Raw genomic sequence first — 26629 nt, 5'->3', positions numbered from 1 at the left:
TTCTAACGACCATGCCGGGAAGAACTTTGGATTCCTCTACAGGACTGAAACCTTGATCTCGGGGCTGCTCTCCGGGATGACCAACGGCCTCGGCCGTGCTCTTCTGATCCTCTGCATGCTGGTACCAGCCGTTCAGGCGCAGGAAGATGTTGCGGTGCGCGGCGTTGTCGGCGTGATCCTGCCCGAAGTCGGCCAAGACGAGAGTCTGCGTGCGGCTCTCGTCGAAGACGTTGAACAGGGTGCGGTAATGGCGGCCGAAGAGTTCTCGATGAACGCCTCCCTGTTCGGAATCGACTTCCAGGTCGTGGTCGAACATTCGCCTGCTGCGCGGGAGACCGCCGCACGGCTTCGGCAGGAACATGGCGTTGCCGCGGTGGTTGGCGGGATCGGTCGCGGAGATGCTGGCGAACTGAGCGCTTGGGCCGAGGAGAGCGGAGTGCCATTCGTCAACGTCGCCGCGACGAGCGATCTCCTCAGGGCCGACGAGTGCGGTGCGATGACGTTCCACCTCGCCCCGAGCGCGGCGATGTACATCGATGCCCTCGCTGGCTGGTTCGTGCGATCCGGCTTTCGGCGGTGGTTCATCGTCCGCAATGACTCGAGCGAAGCGCAGGATCAGCACGAGCGGCTCGTCAGCGCCCTCGAGGAGAGACACTTCGCGGCGCGGGAAGTTGGCAGCTCCGTGTGGGAGAGCGCGACCGACTACGGCGCGCTGGCGGGAGAGATCGCAGCATCGGGAGCGGACCTCATCATGCTGCTGCTCCCGGCCCCGGATCAGCTGGAAGCTCTGTCGAGTCTCGATGCCGCGGGCGTCGAGGTGATGACCACCGGCTTCCCGTATCCTGCGGCACAGACGAGGGCCTTCTTCGATGCCTCGCGCAATGCCGCCCCGGGGCTCGGCAGCGGCTTTCGCGCCACCTCCTGGGAGCCGACGCTCGATGCCTACGGCGCGCGGGAGCTGAACGCCCGGTATCTTCAGCGTTGGGGCGAACCGATGGAGGCGGGCGCCTGGGCCGGATTTCAGGCGGTCAAGATCCTCTACGAGGCAATCGTCATGGGCGGCTCGGCCGAGCCCGAGGATGTCGCGGCGTATCTGGGTGCCGAGAACACAATCTTCGATCTCTGGAAGGGGATCGGGGCGTCGTTCAGGCCGTGGGATCACCAGATGCGGCAGTCGCTCTACCTGGTGAAGATCAACGAGACGTCATCCGACCGGCTCGATGCCGCTTTGCTGGTAGGCGAGTTGCCCGCCATCTACATGCCCGGTACTGATCCGGTCGAACGGCTCGATCAACTCGGCGACCTCGAGCACGCAAGTAGGTGCCGAGGCTTTCAAGAATGAAATTCGCGCGAAGGGCGGGCAAACTGGCTTGAACCGGCGGCCACGGCCTACATTGACCACAGGGAGGAGAGAAGGGTGAGATCACCAGGAGGAATGAAAACCGCGCTTGCAGGAGTCGCCGTAGCGGCCCTGCTTGGGATCCCGGCGCAGGCGCAGAATGAAGACTACCGCGTCTACGTATCGAACGAGTACAACGCTGATGTCTCGGTCATCGATCCGGCCACGAACACCGTCATGGCAACGCTGCCGATTTCGGGCCGGCCTGGCGAGGTGCGCCCGCGCGGCGTCGCTGTCAGCCCGGACGGGCGAACCGTCTACATCTCGGTCAGCGACTTCAACCCGCAGGTGGAGACGCCGGAGGACAAGATCGTCGCGATCGACGTCGAGACGAACGAGATCCTCAGCGAGTTCCGCGCGGGTGGAAACCCGGAGCGCCTGGCGGTGAGCCCGGACGGGGAGGAAGTCTGGGCCTCGCTCGAAGCGCTGGCGCAGGGCGCCGGCTACAAGGTCGAGGACGGATCGGAGATCGCCCGGTTCCCCGTCGGCGTGGAGGCCGAGGGCGTGGCCGTCAGCCCGGACGGGCGCTGGGTATACGTCACGGCCGAGGCCACCCACAGCGTGACCGTCATCGACGCAGAAAACCTCAGCGTTGTCACCCACCGCCTCGTCGGCAACAGGCCGCGGGTGGTGGAGTTCTCGAATGACGGCACGCGCGCCTACGTCACGGCCGAAATCGGCGGAACGGTGTCGGTGATTGACACGCAAGACCACACGGTGATCGACACCATCAACCTGGGACTCGACTCCCGACCGGTCGAGATCGCAGTCGCCCCGGAGGGCGACCGCCTCTATGTGGCCGGCGGCGGAACGAGTGCCGTCTATGTCATCGACACTGAGGAGAACGAGGTCATCGCGACGATCCGCGAGCAGATGGGCCGGCGCCCTTGGGGCATCGCCATCAGTCCCGACGGCAGCAGGGTTTACACCGCCAACGGTCTCTCGGACAGCGTCTCGGTCATCGATACCGAGACGCTCAGCGTCATCGACAACATCGCCGTCGGCCGCGGTGCCCACTCCGCCATCGTCGGGAGGATCCCCAATGAAGGCTGATCGCATCAGTCGGCTCGCCCTCCTGTCGCCGGCTCTGGCGAGCCTCGCGACGGCGGCTCCGGCACAGGACGGCTCCGCTCCTTTCCTCGACTGGACCGTCGAGGAAAGCCGCGCCTTCGGGCTCGAGATGATCGCTTCGCGACTCACCTTGGCCGACCATTTCGCGCCGCCCTTCGACGAGGAACTCGTGGAGCAGCTGGAGGCGGCGGCGGGGCCGCTCCTCGCGCGGTTCGGCGGAACGCTTGCGGAGCGGGACGCGCAGCTGGCAGAAGAGCTGGCCGCAGCGCTCGCGGAGATGGCAGAGGCGGCAGAGGAGGGGGAGGATCCAAGCGCCGCGGCGGCCGAGGCTGCCTCCTTGCTAGCGCGCGCGCGCGAGGTGGTCCTCGACCAGGAGGTCCGCGAGGCGCCGGCGTTCAAGGCCGCGGTTCTGGTGGATCTGCTGTTGGCCGAAGGTGGCGTAGCGGAAGGCTACGAGGAAGCCGTCGAAGAGGTCTGGGAGTATCCATCCGGCTGGACGACCTTGCAGCGGGTCGACCTGCTCTGGGCGGAGATCCAGTCGCTGGCGACGGAGGAGCATCGCGGCGACGCCGAGGAGATGCTGGCAGCTCTTCACGCACTCTATCCCGATGCCGGGCCTCCGGGCTCCGTGGTGGGGTGGAACCCAGAGGAGGCGGAGGCGCCGGCTCAGCGTCTGGCCGGCATAGTCGAGAGCGTCGTCGGTGCCGACCTCTTTCCTGGCCGAGATTTCGCGCGACTGGCCGCGCACCTTGCCGAGACCACCGGCGCATCTTGCGCGGCATACGAGGTCGGAGACGACGCTATCGGCGTGGAGGCCATAATTGCCGTCCACGATCTCTACGAGGGCGAGCTCGCGGCGACCGCTGGTCTGTTTGCGCCAGAGGCGCACGCGGAGGCGCAGGAGCTTTTCCCAACCCTCGCTGAACTCGGCGAAGACGACGACGACGAGGGGGAAGAGGAAGGCGAGGACGACGAGGCCGAGGACGGAGAACAGACAGAGGAGTCGGACACGGCCCCGGCGGACCCGAGCGCGCACGCCGCCGCCTGCGCAGCCCTCTCGGAAACGCTTTCCGACATCGGGAGCGCCTTGGGGGGCTGATTGTCGATATGACACGAAAGAACGCGGTCGAGACAGCAGGTCTGTCTCACCGCTACGGGGACGTTCAGGCCCTCAGTGAGGTCTCACTCGAGATCTACGAAGGAGAGTTCTTCGCCCTCCTTGGCCCGAACGGTGCGGGCAAGACCACCTTGGTCAACCTGCTGATGACGCTGCTGCCACCCGACGGCGGCCAAGCGTGGGTGCTTGGGCACGACGTGGCCAAGCAGCCCGAGGCCGTTCGCCGCCTTCTGGGGGTCGTGTTCCAGGACCCCGCGCTCGACGATCGCCTCACGGCGGTCGAAAACCTCGAGATCCATGCCGTGCTCTATGGGCTGCCGCGCCGTCGCAGAGCCGAAGCGGTGCAGAGGGCAGTTGCCTGGGCCGCGCTCGAAGAGGCGGCAAAGCGGCTCGTGAGGACATACTCCGGCGGCATGAAGCGGCGGCTCGAACTCGCGCGCGCGCTCCTCCACGATCCGAGGCTGTTGATCCTGGACGAGCCAACGATCGGGCTCGACCCACAGGGCCGGCTGAACCTCTGGGAACGCATCTCGAGCCTGCGAGCCAATGGGATGACGGTCCTGATGACCACGCACAACCTGCCCGAAGCTGAAACTTGCGACCGTGTCGGTATCCTCGACAGGGGAAAGCTGATCGCCGTGGGCAGCCCCGGAGAGCTTATCGCCGCGAACGGCGGCGAAGGGGCGACGCTGGAGGATGTGTTCATCGCCCTGACGGGTCGGCAGCTGCGCGACGAGAATGCGACTGCGCGCGACCTCATGGTGAGTTTCGCTCGTCGAGGCGGAGAGCACACGCGATGAATCTACTGCCCGGAATTGCACCTGCGGTCATCCTCGTGATGTGGCGGCGCGAGGTGCTGCGCTACGTACGCGACACGTCGCAACTGTTCGGCGGCATCTCCCGCACCATCCTTTGGCTGGTGATCCTGGGACTTGGCCTCGGCGCCGCGCTGCGGGAAATCGAGGGTTACACATACGCGCAGTTCATTCTGCCGGGCGTGATTACGCTGAACGTGCTCTTCGCATCGATGCAATGCGCGATCGCCCTGATCTGGGACCGGCAGGTGGGCTTGCTGCGCGAAGTGGTGATCTCTCCGGCGCCGATGCTTTCCGTGGCGCTGGGCAAGCTCCTCGGCGGTGCGACCATCGCGCTGGTGCAGGGGATCATCCCATTCCTGTTCACGCCGCTGATCGGCGTTGAGGTGACGCTGGCGGCCTTCCTCCTGGCACTGGTCGTGATCTTCTCGATGGGGATCACGTTGACCGGAGCGGGCATCGTCCTCGCTTCGCGACTCAGGACGTTCGAGGGTTTCGGCGCCATCTCGAACGGCGTGATTCAGCCGCTCTACTTCTTGTCGGGCTCGATCTTTCCGCTCCGCGGCGTGGTCGGTGGCGTCGGTTTCCTCGATATCCCCGAGCATCTGCGGGTCGAGCTACGTCAACTCGGGATCTACGCGATTGGCGGCGGCTGGGTGGTGCAGCTGCCAGTTTGGCTGCAGGTTCTCGTCTATGCGAATCCGGTCAGCTACATGCTCGACACATTGCGGTTCGTCCTGCTGGATTTTCGGCAACTGCCCCTGGCCCTGGATCTCGGCGTAATTCTGCTGTCGCCGCCCCTCGCGGTAATTGCGTCCGCCCACGCCATGAAACGGATGACCACCAGCAGGTGACGTTCCCGCCGGATCAGAACGTGCAGGCGGAGGTCTCGGCCGTGTCGCCCAACAGATCGAGTCGCGCGACGGGATCGACGCCAGGAACAGCCGGGGGCAGGACAGCCGGATTGCCGGCGATCGCGATGCGCGTTGGCAGCGACATCCGCTCCCACACCACCTCCCTGTCCACGGTAACCGCATAGAGCGGCTGCCGCAGTTGGTGGTCCCACTTGCGGAAGGACGTTCCCGGACCCTTCAGCACTTCGAACCCGACCTCGCCTTCGAGCGCGGCTACGAGTTCTTCGCCTTCAAAGTCTCCGGACGACTTGGCCGCGTCGAGGATGATCTTGATCGCGTGGTAGGCGCTCCATGCGGTGGGGTCCGTAGGCTCACCCCACCGAGAACGGAAGATGTCGTTGTAAGGCTCGTCCAGCGTCGTCTCCCAGAGCGCCAGGCGCTGGCGCGGGTTTGCTTTCGGCGCGACGTGTCGTGCGGCGGCGATGTAGTCGCGTGTCTGGGTCAAGGTGTGCGGGAAGCTGAGCGTCGGCAGATCCGAGTTCTCTTCTTCCTTCTGCGTCAGGAATACCATCTGGTCCATCGGGTCGAGCAGAAGCACGATGGCATCGGCCCCCAGGTTTCCGGCAGCGGCGATCTCGGCGTGGTAGGACGGAAGCCCCGCGGGCACTGCCGCGCTTCCGACGATCTCACCATTCGCGGCGATCTTCGCCAGCGACTGCTCCGCCCGTCGCATCAGTGCCGTTCCGCGTGCGTCGTTGGGGTGTACGACGAACCAGCGCGTGTTGCCCTCGACAACCGAGAGCGCCGCCATGGCATCGAGATACATCGCGTCGCTCGCCTCCACATGGAAGGTATAGCGGCTGCAGTCGCGACCCCGCAGGAGGTCATCTGTGGATCCGATGTTGAGGAAGGGGATGCGCGCATCCTCGGCCACCTGCATCAGCACCTCGGCCTGACCTTCGCCGATCCCGCCGACGAGCGCGTCGACGTCCTCGATCTCGACAAGCCGGCGCGCGGCGCGCTCCGCGGCGGCTGCCGTGGGAGAATTGGCGAGCAGCGGGTCGAGATGTATGCCGCTCTCCTCCGCCTCGCTTGCAAGCCGCGCTTCCGCCAGCCGCGCGCCCATCAGCGCGCCTTCGCCGACGTAATCGTTGACGGACGAGACGATGGGAATCTCGCCGGTCCGGGACGGGATGACGACTCCGATGCGCAGAGGGCGAAGGCCCGCATCCTGCGCGAGCGCAGGAGTCGTAACGGCGAGGAGCGCGAGGGCACCGATAGCGGATCCGAACTTGTTCATGGGGCGGCGCTCTCCAGGCTCTCGATCGGTCGGGCAAGCGGTATGGTCGGCACGTCGTACTCTTCGAGCACGGAAAGCACGTCGTCCCACCTGCTGGCGAGGGCGATGTCCAGGCGATCGCGCAGCGCCTCGTCCCCGCGGCGGACGCCGATCACGACGCTGATGAACATGGGCGTGAACGGCAGGTCGAAGTGAGGCGCTTGTGTCACCGTCAGCTCGACCGGCTGGCGTGCCGCATAGTAGCCGCCCACCGGCCCCCAGGGCACCGCGACGTCGATCTCGCCGCTGGCCACGGCCTCGACGAGTGGAGCGAAGGGTCCGTCCTCATCCTCGGGACGGGCGATGAACTGGAGCGCGACGTTGTCGTTGAGCCCGCGTTTGCCGAGCGCGGTGTGGGCGCGATCGTTCGTGGACTGAACGCCCAGTTTCAGGTGCTCCAGATCCGGGTCGTCGAAGCTCGAGATCTCGTAGTCGGCGTCTGCGCGATAGACGAAAACGTAAGGGCTCTGGTAATAGGCGAGGGACGGCAGCAACCCCTTCTGGCTGTCAGGGACGCCCATGATCATGTCGCACTCGCCCTCGCGCAGCATGTCGGTGACCATCGAAGGCACCTGCGGCCACCACTTGTAAGCAAGTTCGGCGCCCATCTCGTCGGCGAGAATGGTCGCGATCCGATTCTCCAGGCCCTCCAGGTCGCGGTTCGAGAAGGGCATGTAGTCCGGGTCGGAGCAGACCCGCATCTCCCAGGCGCTCGCTGCGCCCGCCGCTCCGAAGGCGATGTTGGCCAATGCCAGCAGGACCAGCTTGAGTGCGGAAACCTGCCGCCTCGACTTCAGGACTGTCATCGTCGCGCCTCGCTTCTGACGCCCGTTCGAGACGACGGCCCTCGATGGAACCGCCATGCAGGGCTCTTCTCAGAAAACGGAGCAGGGCCGGACAGCCCTGCTCCTTGATCGTTTGGTCCGAGGCCGCCGCTGAGGCGGCCCCGGCGTTTTTGAGCACTCAGTTCGCGGATGCCATGTCGCGCTGCAGTCCGAAGACGTAGAGCGTGCTGCCTTGCCGCTTGTAGCGGTTGGCGGCGTCCGGCTCGGCGTTCGCCTCGACCTTCTCGTCAGCGCCACGGTTGCTGCCGATGATGGCGACGTGCTGCTCACCCTCTGGAGAGATGTAGGTGACGGGCGTCACTCCGAATCCGGTGCCTGTGCGGAACTCCCACAGGATGTCGCCGTTCGTGGCGTCGATCGCGCGGAAGGTGCCCGCGTCCTCGCCTCCCTGGAACACCAGGTTACCCGCCGTCGCAAGGATCGGCGTACGGTTGCTCTCCATCCACTCGATGCGCCACACGGTCTCGCCGCTGACGGGATCATTGGCCTGGAGCTCCGACTTGTGCTCCGTCGGATTCCCGTTGACGTCGACGTTGTAGGGTTCGCCGACGTACTCCCGCAGACGGTAGCCCTCTGCGGTCTGAGGCACGGTGAACTCGCCTTCCGTCACGCGCATCGTGCGGCACTCGGTCTGCGTCGCAGTGTAGAGCAGGCCGGTTTGCGGCGAATACGCGTCGTTCTCCCAGTTCCTGGCTGCGATGCCGGGGCACCAGGACACGTCCGTGCCCCCGCGGGCGACCTGCTCGGCCTCCTCCTCGGTGCCGTAGAGCGCCGCCTCTTCCTCCTGCAGTGCGATCTCCTCCTCGCTGAGAACGCCGGCCTGAGTGTACTGGCGACGATCCTCCTCGTTGGTGAACATCATCTTGCCGATGTCGTAGAGGGCGCGGCCCGTCTCCTTGTCTACGCCCGTCATGAAGTCGACGTACTGGAACGGCCAGGGGTCGTTGACAATCTCGCCCGTCTCGCGATCCCAGACGTAGAAGTAGCCGTTGCGTGCGGCTTTCAGCGCAACCTTCCGGGTCTCGCCGTTCATTTCGAGATCCACGAGCGGCGTGATCAGGGGCTCGTCGAGGTCCCACTGGTCCTGCGGCGTGATGTTGTACGCCCAGATCAGCTCGCCGGTGGTTGCGTCCCGCGCCAGCTGCGATGCGCAGTAGTTGTTCCGGTAGGTCTCGAGTCCGCCGGCGTCGTCCAGGTCAACCTGACCCCACTCCCGACGATAGTCGGGGTTCCAGGGGCCGCAGTTCCCGGTCGAGTAGTAGAACATGTTCAGGTCGGGGTCGTAGGTGAAGTATCCCCACGATGTGCCGCCGCCGCGCTTCCACGAGTCACCTTTCCACGAGGCCAGGGCCGGGTTCTCGATCTGGTCATCCGCGTAGAACGGCTGGAAGCGGTCCGTGATGCCGACCTCGTTGTTCGGCCCCATGTTGTAGTACTTCCACTGGATGTCGCCGGTGTTGATGTCGAACGCCGTGACCGCACCGCGCGCGCCGTACTCACCTCCGGCGTTACCGGCGATGTAAAGATCACCAATGACGATCCCGTTGCCGACCATCGTCTCGCCGTAGATCTGGTCCGCAGCCTCGGTCAGCCAGAGCTCCTCGCCGGTCTCGGCGTCGAGCGCGATGACCTTGCCGCCGAGCGTCTGCATGAAGAGCTTGCCCTCGGCGTAGTTGAGGCCCCGGGTCTGCGAGCCACAGCAGGCCACTTCCAGCGCAGCGCTCAGCTCCTCGTCCGAGAACGGCGGGCGATACTCCCAGAGGATCTTCCCGTTATCCGTCAGGTCGAGGGCATAGACGTGGTTCGGCTCGGGCGTGATGATGTACATCGTGTCGTTCACGATGAGCGGCGGCGCCTCGAATTCGTCGGTAATGCCGAGCTGGACCGTCCACTTCATGACCAGGTCGTCGACGTTGTCGGTGTTGATCTGGTCCAGCGGGCTGTAGTTCCAGCCGTTATAGGTGATGCTGGGCATCACGACGACGCCCTCTTCCTCCTGAAGGCGCAATACGTCTTCGTTCGCGAGGGCAGAGCCCGCGACGACGCACATGGCCAGCGCCGATGCCGATGCGCACCAACGATTTCTTCTCTTTGTCATGATCTTCTCCTCCCGCGGACCAACGTGGCTTTGTCACGTTTCCCTCCGCCAACGATGTTATCGTAGGGTCAGCGTGAGCCTGCGGTCAAGTTCGCTCGGTGTCAGAAGTCGCGCGCGCTCGTTCGTGTCTGGCTTGCGAGCGCGAAGTGCGCTGCAGCTTCGGGATCGATGGCTGCAGCGCAGGGCGTTTTGCGGTTCGGGGCCGCTCAGCGCCTCAATTCGACGGAGCGCGGGAACACGATCCCGAACTCGTTCTCCCAAGCGTTCCTCACGAAGCTGGTCACGGCAGCGATCTCCCGGTCGGTCATCACGTCCGCAAACGGCGGCATGCCGTGCTCGGAGGAGCCCCACAGCACCTGGTTGATGATGAGCGGCCGCGACTCCAGGTTGACATTGCCGTCGAGCGCCGGAGCGGTGCCGGTGCCTTGCCCTCTGTCGCCGTGACATGCGGCGCAGTTGTCCTGGTAGAGGGGGCGTCCCTCGGCCATGAGCTCGGACAATGACTCATCCTGAGCGAGCGCCGGATTGATGGTGCCAAGGCTCGCCAGCAGCGCCGCCACCAGCGTGGCCGCGGTTGTCTTCGCCCGAACGACTGTTCGCATTTGCTTGTTTCCTCCATGAGTTTAACGCCCGTAGGCCAGCAGTACCCGACTTCGCGTTGCCGCGTCGTAGAGCTCGAAGCGCTTCCGCACGGAGCGCATGTTGCACGCCGATGAGAGTGAAGGAAAGCGGCTCGTCGCTCCACGACAAGTGCGGGCCGCAGTGCTTGACTCAACCCTTGGGATCGGCCCCATCTTCCACCGCCGACTTCATGCCGCCGTGATCCAGCGGCCGAGCGGAAGTGCCCTGCGCGATCTCCTTGAGCAGTTTCCTTCTCATCGCCGACGCATAGTCCGCATAGGACTGCGCAACGACGACGAACGCTCCGGGACCACTTGCCACATTTTCGCGAAGGTAAGCGCTGACGTCCTCAAGCTCCGCTTCGGCGCGAGCGCCGGCGGTGGAGCCCACCACCAGCGCGTTCACCGTCACCTCTTCGAGAGCGCCCGACTGATGCACCGAAATCGGCGACGGGCCATCGTTGTTCTTTCCGTCGGCGGAGATGTCGATCGTGTGCTCCCAGCAGTCGGGCGCCTTGGCCAATAGATCCGCCGCGACGCGCAGGCCCGTACCCAATCCCGTCTCTGTAGGGGCGTGATGCCGGTTCCAGCCGCTGAGCCGGGTCGCGACCTGCGTCACGTCGGCCTCGCTCCTCAGCAGCGTCCAATCCACGATCAGCGACGAGTACTCCCGGCTCGACCACTCGAAGGCGGCAACGGCCATCGGCGCCTCGGGATCGAACAGGATCGCATCCAGAACGTCCGGTTCCTGAAGCGCCCCCGCAAGGCCTTCCAGTTGCTGGCGATATTCCTCGGTGTCCACCGATGAGGAAACGTCGAGGGCGAAAACGAGAGCCTGCCGGCAAGCTGCGTCGGCGGCACTGCCGAGCACGATAGCTGGCGCCATCATCGCCGCGACCCCCGTCAGCCACGGTGTCCGCCGCCGCACCTCGGCATTGGCCCGTGGGTCTTGACCGGCCTGAGACTCGGAGGCCGGAGCCGACGTGCCGGAGCACCCCGCTGCGTCATGCGACACATCATTCCGGTGGTGGCGCCGAGGCGCTCGTGGATTGTTACTCAGCATCGGTCTCCCCCCGAACCTTCCGCAACGTAGCGGCTGTCGCGCCATGACATGACGTTTTCCAAGCGAGAGCAAGCTTTCTTGCCAGATTATCCGGAAGCGCCATTGTATGTTCGCTTCCGCCGGCGCTGCAGTCGCGGGCGGGCGGCAGTCGCCGCGCAGGCGCGACGACGGCACCCGCCAGATGGCGGGCGGAGCAGGCCCCGCGACCGACGCCGCCCCGCAGGATCTAGTAACCAGAGCGCTGTGTGCACCGCCTAGCAGATCAGCCCGAACCGGCACGGCCTCCACCGCATTCGCCAAGACCCAAGCCACCAGACCCGGTAACACTCCACAGACGCACCGGGCGCTTCTTGCAAGTTTCAGAGCGCCTGGCCGGAACGCGAGCGCAGCCAACTGGAGGACGTCGCGGATGGACCTGCCCTGATCCTGCAGCGCAGCCCTTGTTCTGGTGCGTCATGTGCTCAGATCATCAGGCATGCCGTCAGGGGTCTTCGCCCTCGGTGTTGACGGCGGTCCGGCCCTGCTCCGGCAGCGCCCAGGCGATGACGTAGTCTCCCTTGGGCGTCTCCATGAACTCATGACCCCCGGCCATGAGGACGAGGTATTGGCGGCCATCCTCCTCGTAGGTAATTGGCGTGGCCTGCCCTCCGGCCGGCAGGGTGTCGCTCCACAATTCCTCGCCCGTCTCGATATCGAAGGCGCGGATCATGTCGTCAGTCGTCGCGGCAATGAAGATGAGGCCGCCTGCCGTCACGATCGGGCCGCCGTTGTTCGGCGTACCGATGGTGAGAGGCAGGTAGGTCGGGATGCCGAAGGGGCCGTTCTTGCGCGCCGAGCCAAAGGGCTGATCCCAGATCGTCTCGCCGGTCGCGAGGTCGACGCCGCGGATGCCTCCATAGGGCGGCTCCTTGCAAAGGAGACCGGTGAAGAGGCGCCAGCCGGCGTTCACCGATATGCCGTATGGCGCGCCGAGCTGCGGGTCGCCCACGTCGCCCTCGGGGTCGGTTACGGCGAGCATGCCCTCCTCGTCGACTTCGTCGCGACCGAGCAGCCGGTTGAAGTTCGGAACGTCGTTGTAGTTGGCGACGAGGATGCCGCGCTGCTCGTCCACCGCAAGCGAGCCCCAGTCCTGCCCGCCATTGTAGCCCGGATATTGGATCCAACGGGTCTCATGGGTCGGCGGCGTGTAGATGCCTTGGTACGTGGCGCGGTGGTACTGGATGCGGCACCAGAGCTGGTCGAGGGGGCTCATGCCCCACATGTCCTCCGGCTCAATCGGGTCGAAGGCGAGGCTGTGATAGCCCGAAAAGGGCTGCACCGGCGAGAGGTAGTCGGGCTCGACCCCGCCCTGCGGCACCTCTCGCTCATCGACCTCGTGCAGAGGCTCGCCGGTTTCGCGGTTCAGGACGTAGATGTCACCCTGCTTCGACGAGACGATGATGGCGGGCACCGTGCCGCCCTCCATTGGAAAGTCCACGAGCGCCGGCTGGCTGCCGAGGTCGTAGTCCCAGACGTCGCGGTAGACCGTCTGGAAATGCCATACGTCTTCGCCGGTGGTGACGTCGACCGCGACGAGGGACGTGGCATACTCGTTCTCCGCCTCGCTCCGGTTCGACCCGTAATAGTCGACCGCCGAATTACCGAGAGGCAGGTAGACGAGGCCCAACTCCTCGTCGGCGGCGGCGGTTGTCCACATGTTGGGAGTGCCGCGCGTGTAGGTCTCGCCTTCAGGCGGTTCGCCGTTCAGGTCCGGCTGGCCGAGATCCCAGGCCCAGGCGAGTTCGCCCGTCACCGCATCGTAGCCGCGCACGACGCCCGACGGTGAGTCCTCGGCCTCGTTGTCGTTCACCTGGTGACCGACAACCGCGATGCCGCGCACGATGGTCGGCGGCGACGTGACGGCGACCCAGCCGGGCACTGTATCGCCCAGTCCTTCCTCCAGGTCGACCTCGCCGTTCAGGCCGAACCCGGTACACGGCTGCCCCAGACCGGCGTCGACCGCGATCAGCCGCGCGTCGAGCGTTGCCACCAGGACGCGTTCGGCGCAGAGGGCATCGGGATCATCGGCGTCCGGATCGGCGTAGTAGGCGACGCCGCGGCAAGCGGCCGCGTGAGGTATCGCGTCGTACGAGACCTGCGGGTCGAAGCGCCATTCCTCCCGCCCGGTCCGGGCATCGACGGCCAGCACGATGTTCGTGGGCGTGCAGAGGTAGAGGTCATCGCCGACCTTGAGTGGCGTCGTCTCGGGCGACCATGCTACGTCGCCCTCCTCGGGTGGCATGTCGCCGGTGCGGTAGGTCCAGACCCGCTCGAGATCCTCCACGTTCTCGCGGGTGATCTGGTCGAGCGGCGAATGGCGGGTGCCGTGATAGGTGCCGCCATAAGCCGGCCAGTTCTCTCCGGTGGCGAACGCCTCGGCGGCGGCGCGAACGGGTAGGCCGGTAGGCGTCAGTCGCCCTGCGTTCGCTGGGGCTTCCTCGGCGGGCGTACCTGCGGGCGCCGTCAGTCGGTCTGGCTCGCTTTCCGCCGCCTGCTCCTCCGGCGACGGCGCGAGCTGGGCGTCAGGAGCCTCACGCGGTTCCTGCGCGACGAGGGCGGTGGAGTTCAGCGCCAGAAGCGCGGTTCCGCCGATGAGAGCGGTCACCGCAGCGGCCACCGGACCGACGCTCCCGCGCGGGCTGTCCTGAACCTGGCGACGACGGATCGGCGGAATGCAGAGCAGCACCAGGACGAGCAGGACTGTGGGTGCAACGACGCGCGGCACCAGCGGCCAGAGGTCCAGCCCGACCTCCCAAACCGCCCAGATGAGGGTAAGCAGCCAAGTGACGAGATAGACCCAGAGGCCTGCAATCGCGGGCCGGATCAGCAGCACGCCGGCCACCAACAGGCCGCCCCCGGCAAGCGCGTAGTACCAGGAGCCGCCAAGGAGGATGAGCCATATGCCGCCCGCCACGAGTGCCATCCCGATGACCGCGAGGAGGATGCCCACGCCGACGATGTACCAGTATCCAAGCCCGCTTCGAGCGGGCCGCGCGTCTTTGTCCTTCACCTCGGACCTCCGGTCTTGCCTGGCGGTCAGTCGCGCCCGTTCGCACCAAGGCAATCGCACGCCAACGGCCGCATCTTTCTGAAGGAAGAAGCAGACGATCGGCCGAGAGTTCCACGGCAGGCGCTGGTCGTGCGTCGGGAGGGCTGGCCCGCGGCGCGTTGGCCCGCGGGCGGGCCGCGTCGGAAAATTTCCTCCGCAGATTGCTCGACCGATGCTAGCCTGACCCGCGCAACAGTCTGGAGGAGGCGTTGATATGAAGACGACCACGGTTCTGGCGGTTATCGGACTTGCATGCTCGTTGGGAGCCGCCCATGCGCAGGACAGCGCCATGAGCTTCTTCGTGACAAGCGCCAATCCGGGGCAGGGTGGTGACCTGGGCGGCCTCGAAGGCGCAGACGCTCATTGTGCTGCTCTGGCCGAAGCAGCCGGCGTCACGGGCAAGACGTGGCGCGCCTACCTCTCCACCAGCAGCGAGGACGCGCGGGACCGGATCGGCGAAGGCCCATGGTACAACGCCGCCGGAACCGAAATCGCCGCTGATGTCGGATCGCTGCACAGCGCCGACAACGCCATAGGCAAGGAGACCGGGCTCGATGAGACCGGCGCGATAGTCAACGGCCGCGGCGACGACCCGAACCGGCATGACATCCTGACCGGCTCGGCCTCGGACGGCACGGCTGCCGAGCAGACCTGCGAGGACTGGACGAGCAGCAGCGACGACTCGTCCGGGATGGTGGGGCACCACGACCGCATGGGCCTCGACGACTCGGCCGCGTCCCGGTCGTGGAACTCCTCGCACCCGTCGCGCGGATGTAGCCTCGCCGCCTTGCAGGGAACCGGAGGGGACGGCCTCTTCTACTGCTTCGCCACGGACTGAGTCAGGGCCGCAAGTGCGAAGAACCGTGCCGGGCGGCCGCTGGTCTGGAAGGCGGCGGTCACCGGCGCGGCGAGCCGGGTCTCTGAACGTCACGATGGATCGACGTTATGAGGGGGAGAGCGAAGACCGACGTGCTGGCACCCCGGCTCCGGCCTGCCGGTCCGCGGAGAAGGGGCGGCATCGCCCTTTCTCCACGGGGCCGGAAGCGTCCCCCGGCACATTTGCGCCAGAGCTTCTCAGCAGGTCAGCCGTCGTTGGCCGGACGGGCCGCGGTGACCACGACCTCGATCAGCCGGCGGGGGTCGCCCAGATCGGCCACGCCGATCGTGGCGCGGCAGGGCAGGTCCTCGGCATCAAGCCAGTCGAGCCACGCCGCGTCCATTCGGGGTTTCGCCGCCATGTCGGTGATGAAGATCTGCGCCCGGATGATGTGCCGGCGATCGGTGCCGGCCATGCCGAGGATCGTGTCGATCTTGGCGCAGACCTGGCGCGTCTGCCCCTCCATGTCGGTGTCGATGTCGTCGGCGGCGAGGCCTGCGGTGTAGACCGTGTCGCCGTGAATGGTGACCCCGTGCAGCGACTTCCCACGGCGCATCCGTTCCAGCATTGCTTTCTCTCCTTCTTCAGAATCCGACGGCGCAGCCGTCCTTGCGGTGATCCGAGCCGGCGACGTAGCCGGCTTCGGTGCGGGCGATCAGCTGTGCTCCGCCAAAGCCGAAGGCGTTGTCGGGCGCCTCGCGCTTGATGCTGTGGCCGAGGGCGCCCAGGCCGTCGACCGTCTCCGACGGCATTTCCCACTCGATGGCCAGCTCGCGCCCTTCGGTGACGCGCCAACGCGGCGCGTCGCTTGCGGCCTGCGGGTTCTGGCCGTGGAGCGCGGTTCGCACCATCATCTGCACGTGGCCCTGCGCCTGCATCGGTCCGCCCATCACGCCGAAGCTCATGGCGGGGGCGCCGTCGCGCATCACGAAGCCGGGGATGATCGTGTGGAAGGGCCGCTTGCGCGGGCCCACCTCGTTCGGGTGCCCTGGCTCGAGCGTGAAGCCGCTGCCGCGGTTCTGCAGGTGGATGCCGGTGCCCGGCACCACGACACCCGAGCCGAAGCCCGAGTAGTTGGACTGAATGAACGAGATCATGCGCCCCGCCTCGTCGGCCGCGGTCAGGAAGACCGTGCCACCGGCCTTGGGCGCTCCTGCTCCGGGATCGCCGGCGGTGGTCCCTATCAGCGCTGCGCGGCTGGCAAGGTAGTCATCCTCAAGCAGCGCATCGTAGCTCACCTGCATCGTCGCCGGGTCGGACACGTACCGGTCGAGGTCGGCGAGAGCGAGCTTCGTCGCCTCGATCTGCAGGTGCATGCTCTGCACGCTGTCAGGCGCGTGGTCCGCAAGTTGCGTGTGGCGCAGGATGCCCAGCGCCATCAGCGCGGCGATGCCCTGACCGTTGGGCGGGATCTCGTGCAGCTCTGCGCCCGCGAACGAAGTCGAAAGCGTGCCGCACCAATCCGCCTGGTGCGCCGCGAGGTCATCCAACGTCAGCGCCGCGCCGTGCTGCGTCGCGTTGGCCACGAGTGCCTCCGCCAGCGCACCTTCGTAGAGCGCGCGGCCCCGGCTCTCGGCGATGGCCTCCAGGGTGCGGGCGAGATCGGGGTTCCGGAAGAGCTCACCGGCGCGCGGCGCGCGGCCGTCCGGCATGAAGTGATCCGCGAAACCGGGCTGGTCCTTGAGGGCCTCGGCGCCCTTGGCCCAGACGGTGGCGACGGTGGGCGACAGAGCGAAGCCGTCGCGCGCGTAGCGGATCGCCGGGGCGAACAGCGCCTCGAAGGGCAGGGTGCCGAAGCGCTCGGAGAGCTCGATCCAGGCTGCTACGGCGCCGGGCACGGTGACGCTTTCCCAGCCGCGCTGCGGCATGGCTGATCCGCCGGCGAAGCGCGCGGGCGTCCAGCCTGCGGGAGAGCGGCCCGATGAGTTGAGACCGTGGAGCTCCGAGCCGTCCCAGATGATGGCGAAGGCGTCCGAGCCGACGCCGTTGCCGGTGGGCTCCACGACGGTGAGCGTGATCGCTGCCGCGAGAGCGGCGTCGACGGCGTTGCCGCCGGCGTGGAGCATAGACAGCCCCGCCTGCGCGGCCAGCGGTTGCGACGTTGCCACCACGTTGCGCGCCAGCAGCGGCACCCGCCGCACTGGGTAGAAGGTCGAAAAGTCCATTGTCACCATCCCGCTACTGCTCCCGGACGGCGCGGGTCCGCGCCGCCCTCCATGCGTCCGTTCCGCTCGCGCCTGATCGTGCAGACACCGCCGGCGGCGAAGTCCCAGTCCGGCCAGTCGCGCGCGTCATGCCCCAGCGCCCGCAGCGCCTCCCGCGTTTCCACGCCGATCCGCTCCTCGAGACGAAGGAGCCCGGCGAGGAAGGGGTGCGGCACCGACGAGCGCGGATAGCTGAAGGTGGCGAAGCGGGGCGCCTCGACCGCCTCCTGCGGCGTCATTCCGAAGACCTCCATGTTCAGGAAGGCCTGCAGGATCGCCTGCGGCTGCACGTCGTTGCCGGGGCTGCCGATCGGCATGATCCAGTCGCCGTCGCGATGCCGGAAGAGGGCCGGGCTGGGGGTGAGGCGCGGCCTGCGGCCCGGTCCGACGCGCGCCGGCGCGGCCGGGTCGGTGAAGGACTGGACGCCGCGGCCGGACACGACGAAGCCGAGGCCGGGCACCACGGGCCCGCCGGCGGGTCCGTCGCTCGGCGTGGCGGAGAAGACGTTGCCCTGCCGGTCCACCACGCAGACATAGGAGGTGTCGAGTTCGCCCGGATCGCGTTTCTCCGGCTCTCGGTCCGTTCCCAGGCCCCAGTTGCTCGCGAGACCCGGGTCGGGCATCCCCGGATGCGCGCGGTGCGGGTCGATCCGCCCGGCTCGCGCGCGGGCATAGCTGGCCGACAAGAGCGTTTCCGTCGGCACATCGACGAACGTCGGATCGCCGTAGAGCGCGTGGCGGTCGGCGTAGGAGAGCTTCAGCGCCTCGACGAGCCTGTGGACGTAGGCCGGCGTATTGTGGCCGAGCGCGGCGAGGTTGTCGCCGTCGAGCATGGCAAGCGTCTGGCCCAGAACCGGGCCTTGGCACCAGGGGGCGCACATGAAGACCTCGGCCGCGCCGAAGGAGGTGGAGAGCGCCGCCTCGACGTCGACGCGAAAGCCCGCGAGGTCCCCCTCGTCGAGCCATCCGCCTTCGTGGCGCTGGTGCGCGGCGATCCGCTGGGCGATTTCGCCGCGGTAGAAGGCGTCGCGTGCCGCGGCGAGGCCGGCGCTCCGGTCGCCCGCCGCCCGGCGCTCCGCCTCGATGAGAATCGAGAACGTCTCGGCCAAATCACTTTGCACGAAGATGTCGCCGGTCTTTGGCGCCGCCCCGCCCGGGTGCCAGATCGCGGCGGTGCCCGGGAACTGCGTCAGCTCGTCTCCGTAGTCGGCGAGGATCCTCGCCATGAGCTCCGGCACCGGGAAGCCATCGCGCGCGAAGCCGAGGGCAGGGGCGGCCGCGTCGGAGAAGCTCATCGTGCCGTGGAGTTCCAGCGCGGTGATCCAGGCGTCGGGCGCACCGGGGACGATCGAGCGAAGCACGCCCCGCGGGATGCGCCCGCCGTACTCGCGCAGGAAGAGTTCCGGGTCGGTCCGCGCGGGCCAGGTGCCCAGGCCGCTGATCGTCGTCGTCCGCCCGCTCGCCGCGTCGTGGATCATGATCGGAGCGACGCCGCCGAAGCTGACATACTCGCTCTGCACCACGCAGAGGGCGAGGCCCGCCGCCACGCCGGCATCGGTGGCGTTGCCGCCTGCCTCGAGCATCTGGAACCCTGCCTGCGCGGCCAGATAGTGGCCGGCGGCGACCATGTGCCGGGTGCCGATGATGCGCGCCCGCGTCGGGGACACGGCGTTCATGCGGCCACCGCGTAGTCGGCAAGGTCGAAGTCGGGCGACTGCCCCAGCGCCGCCTGCGCGAGAAGCCGGCCGGCAAGCGGACCCATCGTCAGGCCGCCAGCGCCCAGCCCGTTGCCGACGAAGAGGTTGTCGATGCCCGAGACGCCGCCGATCATCGGCAGAAGGCTCTCTGAGTGCGGGCGGAATCCGATCCGCGTCTCGATATGCGTCGCGCTCGCCAGACCCGGCGCGAGGCCCAGCGCGAAGTTCAGCACCTCCGCCTGACCCGCCGCCGTGAGACGGTAGTCAAAGCCTGCGCCGCTCTCGCGCGTCGCGCCGGCCACCACGCGCCCTGCGTCAAAGGCCAGCATGTAGTGGCTCCCTTGTGGCAGCAGCACCGGCCACCGCGACGTATCGGTGCCTTCCAGACGGAGATGTGCGATCTGCCCCCGCTGCGGCGCGACCGCAATCTCGCGGCCGAGCTTTCCCAGGATCGCGTTCGCCCATGCGCCGGCGGTGACGACGATGACGTCCGCCTCAACCGGCGTTCCGTCCACGAGCGCCTCCGCCCCGCTGCCGGCGAGCCGCAGGTCGACGAGGCCGCGGCGCACTTCGGCGCCCCTGCGCCACGCCGCCTCCAGGAGCGCGCTTGCCACCGTCCGCGCCTCGACCCGGGCGCCGCCCGCGATGCGGAGCGCCTGGTAGCCCTCGGCGAGTGGCGGGAACATCTCCCGTGCATCGGCCTCGGACACCCGTCGTACCTCTCCAGCCGTGCGCGAGCCCTGCACCCGCGGCAGGATCCGCGCTTCCGCGGCCTCGAGGCCAGCCGTGTCACGCGCGAGCACAAGGCAACCGACGCGCCGGTAGCCGCAGTCGTCAATGCCCGCTTCGGCCAACTCCTCCAGTAGGCCGGGATAGAACTCCGCCCCGGCGGTGTAGAAGCGCAGGAACCGCGGCTCCTCCTGCTTCGTGGCCCAGGGGCAGACGATGCCGGCGCCGGCCAGGGTAGCCTTGCCCTCGTGCTCCCGGTCCACCACGACCACCTCAGCCCCCGCCTGCGCGAGGGTGTAGGCCGCGCTCGCGCCGAAGATGCCGGCGCCCACAACGACTGCGCGCATGGGGAGGTCTCCTTTCAGGTTGATCCGCGGCGCGGGTCGAGCGCGTCGCGCAGCCCGTCGCCGAGCAGGTTGAAGCTGAGCACCGTGAGAAAGATTGCCATGCCGGGCCAGACGGCGATCCAGGGCGCCCGCGAGAGCGACCGCTGCGCGTCGTTCAGCATCGACCCCCACGAAGGATTCGGCGGCGTCTGGCCGAGGCCGAGGAACGACAGGCTCGCCTCGAAGACGATGGCCGCCGCGAGCGTTAGGGTGGCCTGCACGATGAGTGCCGGCAGGATGTTAGGCAGGATGTGGCGGAGCGCGATCCTCGGGTGCGAGTTCCCAACCGCCCGCGCGGCCTCGACGTAATCCTCGGCCTTGGCGCCGAGCACCTGCCCGCGGGTAAGGCGCACGAAGAGCGGTGCGGCGGAGACGCCGATCGCGATCATCGCGTTTTGCAGGCTCGGGCCCAGCGCCGCCGCCAGCACGATGGCGAGGATCAGGAACGGGATCGCAAGGATCGCGTCGACGAAGCGGCTGACGATGCGGTCGGTCCAGCCGCCGAGATACCCGGCGGCAAGGCCGATGGGCACGCCGATCAGCATGGCGATCATCACCGACAGCGTCCCCGCAAGGAGCGACGCGCGCGCGCCCCAGATGATGCGCGAGAGGATGTCGCGCCCGAGCGCATCCGTCCCGAACGGGTGGGTCCAGCCCGGCGGCTGGCGGATGGCGGTGTAGTCCTGCGCCAGCGGGTCGTACGGCGCCGTCCACGGCGCGAAGACCGCAAGCACGATCATCAGAACGACGAACCCAAGGCCGATGGCCGCCGTCCGTCGGCGCACGATCCGCCAGATCAGTCCGGTGCGGCTGCGCGCCTTCCGCGGCGCACCGGCGCCCGGCGACTGCGAGAGCGCGGTGCTCACTCGCGGAGCCTCGGGTTCGCGAGGATGTAGCCGATGTCGGCGAGCAGGTTGACGAAAACGAAGATCAGCGCCGTCACCAGCACCACGCCCTGCACCACCTCGTAGTCGCGATTGTAGACCGCGTCGACGATCAACTTGCCGAAACCGGGCAGATTGAAGATCGACTCCGTCAGGATCGCCCCGGACATCAGCGCCCCGAATTCCAGCGCGGTGAGGGTGATGACCGGCGTCAGCGCGTTGCGCATCGCGTGGCGGATCACGACTCGGCGCTCGGTCAGGCCCTTCGCGCGGGCGGTGCGCACGTAGTCGCTGTCGAGCGTCTGGAGCATCGCGCTGCGGGTGTGGCGCATGATGATCGCGGCGATCGCGGTGCCGAGCACGATCGCCGGCATCAGCGTGGAGCGGAGCCCGGGCCAGAGCCCTTCGCTGAGCGGCGTGAAGCCCGATGCGGGAAGCCAGCCGAGCCCGACGGAGAAGACGAGGATCATCATGATCCCGAGCCAGAAGTTCGGCACCGAGATGCCGATGAGCGCCGAGACGTTGGCCGCATGGTCCCATCTCGTGTCGCGCTTGACGGCCGAGATGACACCCGTGGTCAGGCCGATGGCGAGCGCGAAGAGCATCGACATCAGCGCGAGCTGAAGCGTCACCGGCAGCCGGTCGATCAGCAGCTGGCCCACGGGCGCGTTGAGCCGCAGCGAGCGACCGAGATCACCCTGCAGGACGCTGCCGAGCCAGTCGAGGTACTGCACCGGCAGAGGGCGGTCGAGCCCGTACTGAGCACGGAGCGACGCGATCAGCTCAGGCGTGGCGTCCTCGCCCGCCATGGCGAGCGCCGCGTCACCCGGCAGGAGCCGCTGCAGGCCGAAGATCACCACCGAGAGGATCAGGAGGGTCGGCACCAGCTCCATCAGACGGCGCAGGATGATGCGGCTCATGGGACGCTCCCGGCATGGAAAGCCGTCATGAGCCGCGCGAGCGCCGGGCTTGGCGTCGCGGCGGGACGAGGGGGCTCTGCGGGAGGCAGACTGTCGCGAAAGTGGCAGGCCGCGGCGGCACCGCCCGCCTCACCGGAAATGAGCGCCGGCACCTCGCGGCGGCAGATGTCTTCGGCGAAGGGGCAGCGCGTGTGGAAGTGGCAGCCGGGCGGCGGCGCCACCGGGCTCGGCAGGTCGCCCTCCACCGGCGGCGAGCCGCGGCGCTTTCCCGGACGCGCCACCGGCGCCGAGGCCACCAGTGCGCGTGTATAGGGATGGCGCGGCGCGTCCAGCACCTCGGCCGCGGTGCCGATCTCGACGATCCGGCCGAGGTACATCACCGCGACGCGGTCGGCCATCTGCTGCACCACGCCGAGATCGTGCGAGATGAAGAGGTAGCTGAGGCCGAGCCGCTCCTGCAGGTCGACGAGCAGGTTCAGGATCTGGGACTGCACCGAGACGTCGAGCGCGGAGACCGGCTCGTCGCAGACGATGATTTCGGGCTCGGCGGCGAGCGCGCGGGCGATAACGATCCGCTGACGCTGGCCGCCGGAGAATTCGTGCGGGTACCGGTCCGCCTGCGGGGCGGCGAGGCCCACCGCCTCCATCAGCTCCGCCACACGGGCGGCGCGGTCCGCCCGCGGCACGAGATCGTGGAGCATCAGCGGCTCGCCGATGAGCTGTCCTGCCGTCATGCGCGGGTTGAGGGCCGAATACGGATCCTGGAACACGAGCTGCGCCTTGCGTCGCACCTGGCGCAGGTCGCGCTCGGAGCGGTGTGAGACCGGCTGGCCGTGCATCTCGACGGTGCCATGATCGGGTGGGATCAGGCACATCACCATCCGGCCGAGCGTGGACTTGCCGCAACCGGACTCGCCCACGAGCGCCAAGGTCTCGCGTGCGCCGACCGAGAGGCTCACATCGTCCACTGCGCGCACGCGGCGTGTCGGGCGGCCGAGAAGGTCCCGGCCGACGACGAAGGACTTCGACAGGCCCTCCGCTCGGATCACCTGCGGGGCGCTCATGCCGCGAGCGCCTCGAGCGGAGTGCGCCAGCAGCGGCTCTCGCGGCCCGGACCGACGGGTTCCATCGGCGGCGGCTCGGCGCAGCGGGCGATGCGGAACGGGCAGCGCCCTTGGAAGCGGCAGCCGCGCGGCATCTCGTGCAGCTGCGGCACCGTGCCCGGGATCACCGGCAGTCGCTGCCGTGCGCCGCCGGCCCGCGCCCGGCGTGCGGGCAGCGCGCCGAGGAGGCCCAGCGTGTAGGGATGCTCCGGCGCCTCGAAGATCGCCGCCACCGGCGCCCGCTCGACCACCTGGCCGGCATACATTACCGCCACCTCGTCGCAGGTCTCGGCAATGACGCTGAGGTCGTGGCTCACGAGGATGATGCCGGTGCCCGCCTCGCGCTGAAGCTCGCCCATCAGGTGCAGGATCTGCGCCTGGATCGTCACGTCGAGCGCGGTGGTGGGCTCGTCCGCGATGAGCAGGTCCGGGTCGCAGGCGAGGGCCATGGCGATCATCACCCGCTGGCGCATGCCGCCCGAAAGGCGGTGGGGGTAGTCGCGGGCGCGCAGCTCGGGCGAGGGCACGCCGACGCGGCGCAGCATCTCGACCGCCCGCGTCCAGGCCGCGGCGGCGTTTCCACCGCGATGGCGTTCCACCGCCTCGGCGATCTGGTCGCCCACCCGATAGGCCGGGTTCAGCGACGTCATCGGCTCCTGAAAGATCATCGAGATCACATCGCCGCGCAGGTCGCGCAGCGCCGTCTCGGGCAGGTCGAGGAGCTCGCGGCCATCCAGACGGACCGAGCCGGAGACCCGCGCGCTGCGCCGGGGCAGGAGCCCCATCAGCGCCAGCGACGTGACGCTCTTGCCGCTGCCGGACTCGCCCACGATGCCGAGGGTGCGGCCGCGCTCGACTGACAGGCTGACGTCATCCACGGCACGCAGCGGACCCTCTGCGGAGAGGAAGTCGACGGCGAGGTTCTGCACCTCGATGAGCGGCTCGGCCATGTCGGGTTCCGGCAGGAAGTCGGGCGGCGGTAGTACCGCCGCCCGTGGCATCATCAATCGGCGGGCCGAACGTCGTCGAGCCGGATGATGGCGTCGGGATAGGTCCGGAAGCCCTCGATATCGGCGTCGTGTGCGTAGGCGGAGCGGGCGTTGTGGATGTAGACCACCGGCTGCTCCTCCATGACCATCGAGATGATCTGGTCGTAGATCGGCTTGCGAGCCGCGTCGTCCGACAGGCTCTTCGCCTCGTCGAGGAGCGCGTCGAGCTCCTCGTTGCAGTAGCCGCCCACGTTGTTGGCGGTGCCGCAGCGGAGCGTGAGCGAGATGTTGAGGTCGGGGTCGACCCGGCCCGAGGAGCCGATCACGTAGGCCTCAAAGTTGCCGTCGGCGGCCTGCTGGCGCATCGAGATGAACTCGGTCGGCAGCACGTTCAGCGTGATGCCGACCTCGCCCACCATCGCCTGCATCATCTCGGCCACGGCAAGACGCTCCGGCGAGGTGGAGATCAGCAGGTCGAGTTCCGGATTCTCGACGCCCGCCTCGGCGAGCAGCGCGCGCGCCGCCTCGACGTCGCGCGCGGGCACCGGATATTCCTCGTTGTACCAGGGGTTGGTTGGCGGGAACATCTGGTTGCCGGCGCTGTAGCGCCCATCAAACACCACCTGATTGATGGCCTCGCGGTCGAGCGCGAGCGAGAAGGCCTTACGGACCTCCGGGTGCTCGGCGAAGTCGGGGTCGGCGCCGGACCCTTCGAGGTTGAACATGATCATCTCGTAAGCCGGCTGCTCGGCGAACGCGATCTCGATGTCGCCATCGGCCTCGAGCGCGGGGAGGTCGGCGGGCGGCACGTTCTCCACCAGATCAAGGTCACCCGACCGCAGGTTCAGCAAGCGCACGTTGCTGTCGGGCAGCGCGACGAAGCGGACCGTGCCGAAGTGGAAGGCATCGGCGTTCCAGTGGTCCTCGAACTTCTCGAGGATCACCACCTCCTGCGGACGGTATTCGGCAACGCTGTAGGGACCGGCGCAGACAGGTGCGCTTTCGAAGGCCTCCTGCGTGCTGTCCTCATAGGCGGCGGGGCTGACCATCATGCCCGCCCGGTCTGTCATCTGCGTGAGCAGCGCGACGTTCGGCTCGGCGAGGCGCAGGACGACCGTGTGGTCATCTACCACCTCCACCGCATCGATCGACTCGAGCTCCGCAGCGCGGCGCGAGCCCTCCATCGTCTTGAAGCGCTCGATGTTCCACTTCACCGCGTCCGCATCGAAGGTCGTACCGTCCTGGAAGGTCACGCCCTGGCGCAGGTTCAGCGTGACGGAGAGCTTGTCGTCGGCCCACTCCCAGCTCTCGACCAGCATCGGGACCAGCGTGCCCTGCGGATCGATGTCGAACAGCTTGTCGCAAACCGACTGCAGCGAGACGCGGCCGACGAAGCTGGCATTGGTTGCCGGGTCGAGCGAGCCCGGATCGTCCCGCATGCCGATGCGAAGCTCCTGCGCGGAGGCGGCCGTGGCAGCGAGCGCCAGCGTCAGGCCGAGTGCGATGGGTGCCTTGATCATGTCATTCTCCTGTTGCCGCGCCCGGTACAGCAGGTGGAACCAAAGCGCCGTTTGGTCCGCCCTCTGCGGCCACTCGAGTGGAATGGAGCCAAAGCTTGTTGACACGTCAAGTGCGATCAGGACCAATGCTCGAGATTTCATCGCGATTGGTTTGGCATCCACGTGCTGGACACGCCGCGATCAATCGAGGCAAGAGAGCTCGATGTGCGGTAGCTCTGATCTTTCCGCGCCACGCGGCAATGGAACGGAAGGCGACGGCGAGGCGAACTCGTTGACCCAGCGTCTCCGCGGCGCCATCGACTCCGGTGAGGTCGTGGAGGGCGGCCGGCTCCTGCCCGAGCGGGAGCTCGCGCAGGCGATGGCGACCGGACGGCGCTCGCTCCGCCACGTGCTTGCGCGCCTTGAGGACGAAGGCATCATCTGGAGGCGGCAGGGCAAGGGCACCTTCGTCTCCGCGCTGCACCCGCCGCATGCCGACCACCTTTCGGACGTGGCGGCGAACACGAGTCCCGCGGAAGTCACCGAGGTCCGGCTCGAGCTCGAGCCGGTCATCGCCCGCTTCTGCGCCCTGCGCGCGACCAAGCCGCAGTTGCAGCGCATCCGCGAGGCCGCCGAGCATGCCGCCGCCGCCGACAGCGCATATGCTTTCGAGAGCACCGATGCCGCCTTCCACCGCAGCATCTCGCAGGGGGCGAACAACTCGCTGTTCCTCGCCATGTTCGAGACGCTGATGTCGGTGCTGCGTCAGGCTGAATGGCGCGCCTTTCGCCGCAACGCGTTCTCTGAGGCGCGGCGGGCGGAGGTGGCGAATGAGCATGACCTCATCGTGCAGGCGATACTGGAGCGGGATGCCCGCGGTGCCGAGACCGCGATGCGCACACACCTCACCTCGGTATATCGGCATCTGCAGTCGCCCGCCGGAATCTGACGGGCGACTGTCAGGGCGACCGTTCCGGCGGGTCAAATCGAACGCCATTTTCGCCGATGCCGGGCCGACTGAAGGAAAGCGAG

22 protein-coding genes are annotated in these 26629 nt (G+C 67.7%); 7 read left to right on the top strand and 15 right to left on the bottom strand.

Annotated elements, in window-relative coordinates; all coding sequences use genetic code 11:
- Nucleotides 1–52 precede the first annotated feature (52 nt).
- The 5 genes from JM664_RS13365 (at nt 53) to JM664_RS13345 (ending at nt 5256) form a co-directional block, all read left to right on the top strand.
- Nucleotides 53–1342, top strand: coding sequence for an ABC transporter substrate-binding protein (locus JM664_RS13365; protein ID WP_227420418.1), 1290 nt, complete (start codon nt 53–55; stop codon nt 1340–1342).
- Between the two features lie 93 nt (nt 1343–1435).
- Nucleotides 1436–2452, top strand: coding sequence for a beta-propeller fold lactonase family protein (locus JM664_RS13360; RefSeq protein ID WP_227420417.1), 1017 nt, complete (start codon nt 1436–1438; stop codon nt 2450–2452).
- Nucleotides 2442–3569 (top strand): hypothetical protein, encoded by a 1128-nt coding sequence (locus JM664_RS13355; RefSeq protein ID WP_227420416.1) that lies wholly within the window; start codon nt 2442–2444, stop codon nt 3567–3569. The genes JM664_RS13360 and JM664_RS13355 overlap by 11 nt, the downstream gene beginning before the upstream one ends.
- A gap of 8 nt (nt 3570–3577) precedes the next feature.
- Nucleotides 3578–4387 carry an ABC transporter ATP-binding protein gene (locus JM664_RS13350; protein ID WP_227420415.1) on the top strand — a complete coding sequence of 270 codons (810 nt, stop codon included), beginning with the start codon at nt 3578–3580 and terminating at the stop codon, nt 4385–4387.
- A gap of 38 nt (nt 4388–4425) precedes the next feature.
- Nucleotides 4426–5256: an ABC transporter permease gene (locus JM664_RS13345; protein WP_264465684.1), complete on the top strand. Its 831-nt coding sequence runs from the start codon at nt 4426–4428 to the stop codon at nt 5254–5256.
- Between the two features lie 13 nt (nt 5257–5269).
- Here JM664_RS13345 and JM664_RS13340 read toward each other — a convergent pair whose 3' ends face one another.
- From JM664_RS13340 to JM664_RS13315, 6 genes are all read right to left on the bottom strand, one after another.
- Nucleotides 5270–6556 (bottom strand): ABC transporter substrate-binding protein, encoded by a 1287-nt coding sequence (locus JM664_RS13340; RefSeq protein ID WP_227420413.1) that lies wholly within the window; start codon nt 6554–6556, stop codon nt 5270–5272.
- Nucleotides 6553–7401 (bottom strand): quinoprotein dehydrogenase-associated putative ABC transporter substrate-binding protein, encoded by an 849-nt coding sequence (locus JM664_RS13335; RefSeq protein WP_227420412.1) that lies wholly within the window; start codon nt 7399–7401, stop codon nt 6553–6555. The genes JM664_RS13340 and JM664_RS13335 overlap by 4 nt, the downstream gene beginning before the upstream one ends.
- A gap of 157 nt (nt 7402–7558) precedes the next feature.
- The gene (locus tag JM664_RS13330) at nt 7559–9538 is read right to left on the bottom strand and encodes an outer membrane protein assembly factor BamB family protein (RefSeq protein ID WP_227420411.1); all 1980 of its coding nucleotides are present in this window, start codon (nt 9536–9538) and stop codon (nt 7559–7561) included.
- A gap of 206 nt (nt 9539–9744) precedes the next feature.
- Nucleotides 9745–10140, bottom strand: coding sequence for a c-type cytochrome (locus JM664_RS13325; RefSeq protein ID WP_227420410.1), 396 nt, complete (start codon nt 10138–10140; stop codon nt 9745–9747).
- 169 nt (nt 10141–10309) lie between these two features.
- Nucleotides 10310–11029: a DUF1194 domain-containing protein gene (locus JM664_RS13320; RefSeq protein ID WP_227420409.1), complete on the bottom strand. Its 720-nt coding sequence runs from the start codon at nt 11027–11029 to the stop codon at nt 10310–10312.
- A 673-nt stretch (nt 11030–11702) separates the two neighbouring features.
- Complete coding sequence (locus JM664_RS13315) at nt 11703–14270, bottom strand: membrane-bound PQQ-dependent dehydrogenase, glucose/quinate/shikimate family (protein ID WP_227420408.1); 2568 nt, start codon at nt 14268–14270, stop codon at nt 11703–11705.
- Nucleotides 14271–14523: 253 nt separating this feature from the next.
- Here JM664_RS13315 and JM664_RS13310 point away from each other — a divergent pair, with 253 nt between their 5' ends.
- Nucleotides 14524–15147 (top strand): hypothetical protein, encoded by a 624-nt coding sequence (locus JM664_RS13310; protein ID WP_227420407.1) that lies wholly within the window; start codon nt 14524–14526, stop codon nt 15145–15147.
- Nucleotides 15148–15391: 244 nt separating this feature from the next.
- On the opposite strand, the gene JM664_RS13305 is transcribed toward JM664_RS13310, so the two are convergent.
- From JM664_RS13305 to JM664_RS13265, 9 genes are read right to left on the bottom strand one after another with little or no spacing between them, the layout of a single operon-like run.
- Nucleotides 15392–15754 (bottom strand): RidA family protein, encoded by a 363-nt coding sequence (locus JM664_RS13305; protein WP_227420406.1) that lies wholly within the window; start codon nt 15752–15754, stop codon nt 15392–15394.
- A gap of 16 nt (nt 15755–15770) precedes the next feature.
- On the bottom strand, nt 15771–17351 hold the full coding sequence (locus JM664_RS13300) for a gamma-glutamyltransferase family protein (protein WP_227420405.1): 1581 nt from the start codon (nt 17349–17351) through the stop codon (nt 15771–15773).
- A 2-nt stretch (nt 17352–17353) separates the two neighbouring features.
- Nucleotides 17354–19066 carry a gamma-glutamyltransferase family protein gene (locus JM664_RS13295; protein WP_227420404.1) on the bottom strand — a complete coding sequence of 571 codons (1713 nt, stop codon included), beginning with the start codon at nt 19064–19066 and terminating at the stop codon, nt 17354–17356.
- Nucleotides 19063–20163, bottom strand: coding sequence for an NAD(P)/FAD-dependent oxidoreductase (locus tag JM664_RS13290; RefSeq protein WP_227420403.1), 1101 nt, complete (start codon nt 20161–20163; stop codon nt 19063–19065). Before JM664_RS13290 ends, JM664_RS13295 begins: the two co-directional genes overlap by 4 nt.
- A 14-nt stretch (nt 20164–20177) precedes the next feature.
- The gene (locus JM664_RS13285) at nt 20178–21068 is read right to left on the bottom strand and encodes an ABC transporter permease (RefSeq protein WP_227420402.1); all 891 of its coding nucleotides are present in this window, start codon (nt 21066–21068) and stop codon (nt 20178–20180) included.
- Entirely contained in the window at nt 21065–22006 is a 942-nt protein-coding gene (locus JM664_RS13280) for an ABC transporter permease (protein ID WP_227420401.1), read from the bottom strand. The genes JM664_RS13285 and JM664_RS13280 overlap by 4 nt, the downstream gene beginning before the upstream one ends.
- Entirely contained in the window at nt 22003–23070 is a 1068-nt protein-coding gene (locus JM664_RS13275) for an ABC transporter ATP-binding protein (protein WP_227420400.1), read from the bottom strand. Before JM664_RS13275 ends, JM664_RS13280 begins: the two co-directional genes overlap by 4 nt.
- A complete protein-coding gene (locus JM664_RS13270) occupies nt 23067–24113 on the bottom strand; it encodes an ABC transporter ATP-binding protein (protein WP_227420399.1) in 1047 nt (348 codons plus the stop codon). The genes JM664_RS13275 and JM664_RS13270 overlap by 4 nt, the downstream gene beginning before the upstream one ends.
- Nucleotides 24113–25618: an ABC transporter substrate-binding protein gene (locus tag JM664_RS13265; RefSeq protein WP_227420398.1), complete on the bottom strand. Its 1506-nt coding sequence runs from the start codon at nt 25616–25618 to the stop codon at nt 24113–24115. The genes JM664_RS13270 and JM664_RS13265 overlap by 1 nt, the downstream gene beginning before the upstream one ends.
- A 271-nt stretch (nt 25619–25889) precedes the next feature.
- Here JM664_RS13265 and JM664_RS13260 point away from each other — a divergent pair, with 271 nt between their 5' ends.
- Nucleotides 25890–26546 (top strand): FadR/GntR family transcriptional regulator, encoded by a 657-nt coding sequence (locus JM664_RS13260; RefSeq protein ID WP_264465683.1) that lies wholly within the window; start codon nt 25890–25892, stop codon nt 26544–26546.
- Nucleotides 26547–26629 lie beyond the last annotated feature (83 nt).

This window comes from Roseitranquillus sediminis, assembly GCF_016918935.1.
GTDB lineage: Bacteria > Pseudomonadota > Alphaproteobacteria > Rhodobacterales > Rhodobacteraceae > Roseitranquillus > Roseitranquillus sediminis.
Note: the sequence above shows the minus strand (reverse complement) of the source record. Positions and strands in the feature narration are given on the sequence as shown.

What these genes read in the sequence shown, in the direction of transcription:
- JM664_RS13300 (WP_227420405.1), bottom strand. Translation starts at nt 17,351, where the DNA reads ATGGACTTTTCGACCTTCTACCCAGTGCGGCGGGTGCCGCTGCTGGCG.
- JM664_RS13275 (WP_227420400.1), bottom strand. Translation starts at nt 23,070, where the DNA reads ATGAGCGCCCCGCAGGTGATCCGAGCGGAGGGCCTGTCGAAGTCCTTC.
- JM664_RS13340 (WP_227420413.1), bottom strand. Translation starts at nt 6,556, where the DNA reads ATGAACAAGTTCGGATCCGCTATCGGTGCCCTCGCGCTCCTCGCCGTT.
- JM664_RS13330 (WP_227420411.1), bottom strand. Translation starts at nt 9,538, where the DNA reads ATGACAAAGAGAAGAAATCGTTGGTGCGCATCGGCATCGGCGCTGGCC.
- JM664_RS13265 (WP_227420398.1), bottom strand. Translation starts at nt 25,618, where the DNA reads ATGATCAAGGCACCCATCGCACTCGGCCTGACGCTGGCGCTCGCTGCC.
- JM664_RS13295 (WP_227420404.1), bottom strand. Translation starts at nt 19,066, where the DNA reads ATGAACGCCGTGTCCCCGACGCGGGCGCGCATCATCGGCACCCGGCAC.
- JM664_RS13290 (WP_227420403.1), bottom strand. Translation starts at nt 20,163, where the DNA reads ATGCGCGCAGTCGTTGTGGGCGCCGGCATCTTCGGCGCGAGCGCGGCC.
- JM664_RS13335 (WP_227420412.1), bottom strand. Translation starts at nt 7,401, where the DNA reads ATGACAGTCCTGAAGTCGAGGCGGCAGGTTTCCGCACTCAAGCTGGTC.
- JM664_RS13355 (WP_227420416.1), top strand. Translation starts at nt 2,442, where the DNA reads ATGAAGGCTGATCGCATCAGTCGGCTCGCCCTCCTGTCGCCGGCTCTG.
- JM664_RS13325 (WP_227420410.1), bottom strand. Translation starts at nt 10,140, where the DNA reads ATGCGAACAGTCGTTCGGGCGAAGACAACCGCGGCCACGCTGGTGGCG.
- JM664_RS13310 (WP_227420407.1), top strand. Translation starts at nt 14,524, where the DNA reads ATGAAGACGACCACGGTTCTGGCGGTTATCGGACTTGCATGCTCGTTG.
- JM664_RS13350 (WP_227420415.1), top strand. Translation starts at nt 3,578, where the DNA reads ATGACACGAAAGAACGCGGTCGAGACAGCAGGTCTGTCTCACCGCTAC.
- JM664_RS13345 (WP_264465684.1), top strand. Translation starts at nt 4,426, where the DNA reads ATGTGGCGGCGCGAGGTGCTGCGCTACGTACGCGACACGTCGCAACTG.
- JM664_RS13360 (WP_227420417.1), top strand. Translation starts at nt 1,436, where the DNA reads ATGAAAACCGCGCTTGCAGGAGTCGCCGTAGCGGCCCTGCTTGGGATC.
- JM664_RS13280 (WP_227420401.1), bottom strand. Translation starts at nt 22,006, where the DNA reads ATGAGCCGCATCATCCTGCGCCGTCTGATGGAGCTGGTGCCGACCCTC.
- JM664_RS13270 (WP_227420399.1), bottom strand. Translation starts at nt 24,113, where the DNA reads ATGATGCCACGGGCGGCGGTACTACCGCCGCCCGACTTCCTGCCGGAA.
- JM664_RS13305 (WP_227420406.1), bottom strand. Translation starts at nt 15,754, where the DNA reads ATGCTGGAACGGATGCGCCGTGGGAAGTCGCTGCACGGGGTCACCATT.